Below are 3,265 nucleotides of genomic sequence, written 5' to 3'. Positions count from 1 at the left end.
GGTCCAGGTCGGCGACCACCGCCTCCAGCCGCCAGTACCGGTAGCGGTCCACCACGTTGCGCCGATCGCCCTCGGCGAGCAGCTCGCGGTCGGGGTCGGGCTGGGGCTGGGAGCGGTGGTCTTCGCGACCCTGCTGCTCTGGCGGCCCTCCTTCCTCGCCGTCGTCACCGCCGCCGTCCTGATCAGCGTCTTCGAGCTCAGCGGGGCGCTGGAGAAGGGCGGTCACCGGCCGCCGCGCACCCCCGTGCTGGTGGGGGCGGTCGCGATGGCGGCCCTGGCCTGGACGCGCGGCCCCTCGGGTCTGGTCATCGCCTTCCTGCTCACCGTCTTCGCCGTGCTGCTGTGGCGGCTGGGCGACGGACCGGTCGGTTACCTGCGCGATGCGTCGGCCGCGATCTTCGTCGCCCTCTACGTACCGCTGCTGGCCGGGTTCGCCGTCCTGCTCCTGGCGCCGGACGACGGTGCCGCCCGGGTGCTGACGTTCATCGGCACGGTGGTCTGCAGTGACGTGGGCGGCTTCGCGGCAGGCGTGCTGTTCGGGAAGCACCCCCTGGCCCGCACGGTCAGTCCGAAGAAGTCCTGGGAGGGGCTGGCCGGGTCGGTCGCGGCCTGCGTGCTCATCGGCACGCTGCTGATCACGCTGGTCTTCGACGGGCCGTGGTGGGGAGGCGTGCTCTTCGGGGTCGCCATCGCGGTCACCGCCACCCTGGGCGACCTGGGGGAGTCCCTGATCAAGCGGGACCTGGGGATCAAGGACATGGGTGACCTGCTGCCCGGCCACGGCGGTCTGATGGACCGGATGGACTCCCTGCTCCCCTCGGCCGCGGTCGCGTGGCTGATCCTGTCGATGGTCGCGCCGGTCTGAGCCTGCGGCGGTGACGGACGGGACGACGGGCCGGGCGATGGACGGCCGGCCGACAGACGGCGAGCCCACGGACGACGGGCCCACGGACGACGGGCCCACGGACGACGAGGTGCCCGGGCCGACCGAGTGGGGTGGGTCGGTCGGCGTCGGCCCGTGGGTGGGTCCCTGGCCGACCGATCCGCAGTACGACCGCGAGCTGCTCGCCGAGGGCGATCGGCGCAACGTGGTGGACCGCTACCGGTACTGGCGGCTGGAGGCGGTGGTCGCCGACCTGGACCGACGACGGCACCCGTTCCACGTCGCCATCGAGAACTTCGAGCACGACCTGAACATCGGCACGGTCGTGCGCACCGCCAACGCCTTCCTGGCGGCGGAGGTGCACGTGATCGGCCGGCGCCGGTGGAACCGGCGGGGCGCCATGGTCACCGACCGCTACCAGCACCTGCGCCACCACCCGGAGGTGACCGGGCTGCTGGAGTTCGCGGCGGCCGAGGACCTGACGGTGGTGGCGGTGGACAACGGCCCCGGCGCCGTTCCGCTGGAGACCGTCTCGTTGCCGCGCCGCTGCGTCCTGCTGTTCGGGCAGGAGGGTCCCGGGCTCACCCCAGCGGCCCGGGACGCCGCCGCGCTCACGGTGTCGATCGCGCAGTTCGGCTCGACGCGGTCGCTGAACGCCGGGGTCGCGGCAGGGATCGCGATGCACGCCTGGGTCCGGGAGCACGCCGACCTCAGCCCGGTGCGCGAGGGCGGCTGACCGGCGAGGCCGAGCGCAGTGTGACCGGGCGATCACGCCGCGCCTACCGGATGGGTGGGCTCCTCTCCGGCAGCATGGCCGTTCGGGTCTGGTGTCCGGGCTCGGCCGCGAACGGTGGCCGAGACGGCGACCGGCCGGGGAGGAGTGGCCGTGGCGTCGGGCCCACCGCGAGGTGACGAGTCGTTGCAGGAGCAGGCGTCTGCGGCGCCCGTGCCGGCGGCCGACGAGGACGAGCCGGTCGCGGCGGTCCCCGGGCGTGGCGCCTCCACGGCCAGCGACGCGGCGCCCGAGCGGCCGGAGGCCGAGGTGCCGGAGGCCGAGGTGCCGGAGGCCGAGGTGCCGGAGGCCGAGGCTCCGGAGGCTGGAGCCCCCGGGGTCGAGGTGTCGGAGGCCGAGGTGCCGGAGCTGGACCGACCGGCGGTCGACGAGTCGGCGGACCGCGTGCCGGCCGAGCACGGACAGATCGACCAGTCGCCGTCCGACGCTGCTCCGTGGGACGAGGCCTGGCTGCCGCAGTGGGTCGATGCCGCACCCGTGGCAGCGCCTGCGCGGCCGGCTGTGAACGCCTTCCCCGAGGCGGCCATGGCGCCCGAGCCCCCGCCGCGGCCCGATCTGCAGCACCTGGTCCCGGGGGCGTCCGCCGAGCTGGTCGCTGCCCTGGCCGAGCTGGAGGAGGCCGAGCGCACCGCCGAGCGGGAGCGCCAGGCCCAGCTCGCCGCCTGGGCTGCCGACATCCAGGCTGCGGAGGCGCTGCCGGCGTCCACCGATGCCGGCGTGCGGGGCACCGGGCCCGGTGGCACGCTCCCCGCCGTCCGCACGCCGCCGGCTGCTGCTGGTCGGCGGCGGTACCGCGTGCTCCTCCCCGCGGCGGTGCTCGTCGTCGCAGGTGTCGTGGCCGGCTTCACCCTGCCCGGCGGCTCGGACGGCGCGGGCCCCTCGGTCGCCGCAGTACAGCGGGACGCCGACGAGCGGCCTGCGCCGACGACGGCGAACCGGTCGCCCGCGCCTCGCGTGAACGGGCTGCCGGCCCTGGGTGCCGGCGCCGAGGACACCCCGCTCGCCACCACCCCGGCCGGGTCGCCGAGCGCGGCTGCGGAGCCCAGCCCTCGCGCCGCGTCCGTCCCGGTGGCCACCTCGTCGGCGCGGGGCCGCACGTTCCGGGTGGTGGCGGCGCCGCGGGCCGTCGTGCAGTCGCGCGAGCCCGCGGGCTCCGCCGTGCAGCCCGTGCCCCCGCTGCCGGGCCCTCCGGCGCTGCCCGTCCCGATCACCCGCGCTCCGACCGACCCCGCCCCGACCGACTCCGCCCCGACCGGCCCGGCTCCCATCGGCCCGGACCCGATCGGCCCGGCCCCCGTCGACCCGGTCGGGGACCCGACGGCGCCGGACGGCGACTGCCCGGCGACCGTGCCCGAGGACGGCCAGACCCCGGACGAGGGCACCGGCCCTGACGCCCCCGTCACCGCCCCGGCGTGCGCGCCGGTGGACCCAGACCCGCAGGCACCCGAGCCCGACGGCACCGAGCCCGACGGCACCGAGCCCGACGGCACCGACCCGGGCGGCACCGACCCCGGCGGCGACGCAGAGGCTGTCCCCTATACCACCATAACCCCCGCACACAACGAATCACATTTGATCTCATCGGTCAT

At 76.2% G+C, this 3,265-nt stretch carries 2 protein-coding genes and 1 pseudogene; all 3 read left to right on the top strand.

From position 1 onward, the window contains the following. On the top strand, positions 1 to 865 hold an 865-nt coding region (locus G5C62_RS26310; protein WP_206330879.1), incomplete at its 5' end, for a phosphatidate cytidylyltransferase. Between the two features lie 10 nt (positions 866 to 875). Next, positions 876 to 1,619 carry an RNA methyltransferase gene (locus tag G5C62_RS26305; protein WP_241176154.1) on the top strand — a complete coding sequence of 248 codons (744 nt, stop codon included), beginning with the start codon at positions 876 to 878 and terminating at the stop codon, positions 1,617 to 1,619. A gap of 150 nt (positions 1,620 to 1,769) precedes the next feature. Further along, positions 1,770 to 3,265 (top strand): annotated as a pseudogene (locus G5C62_RS26300) (hypothetical protein); the annotation flags it as partial.

The sequence above is a fragment of the Modestobacter sp. KNN46-3 genome (genome assembly GCF_011039295.1).
This window is presented reverse-complemented; position numbering and strand designations above follow the sequence as displayed.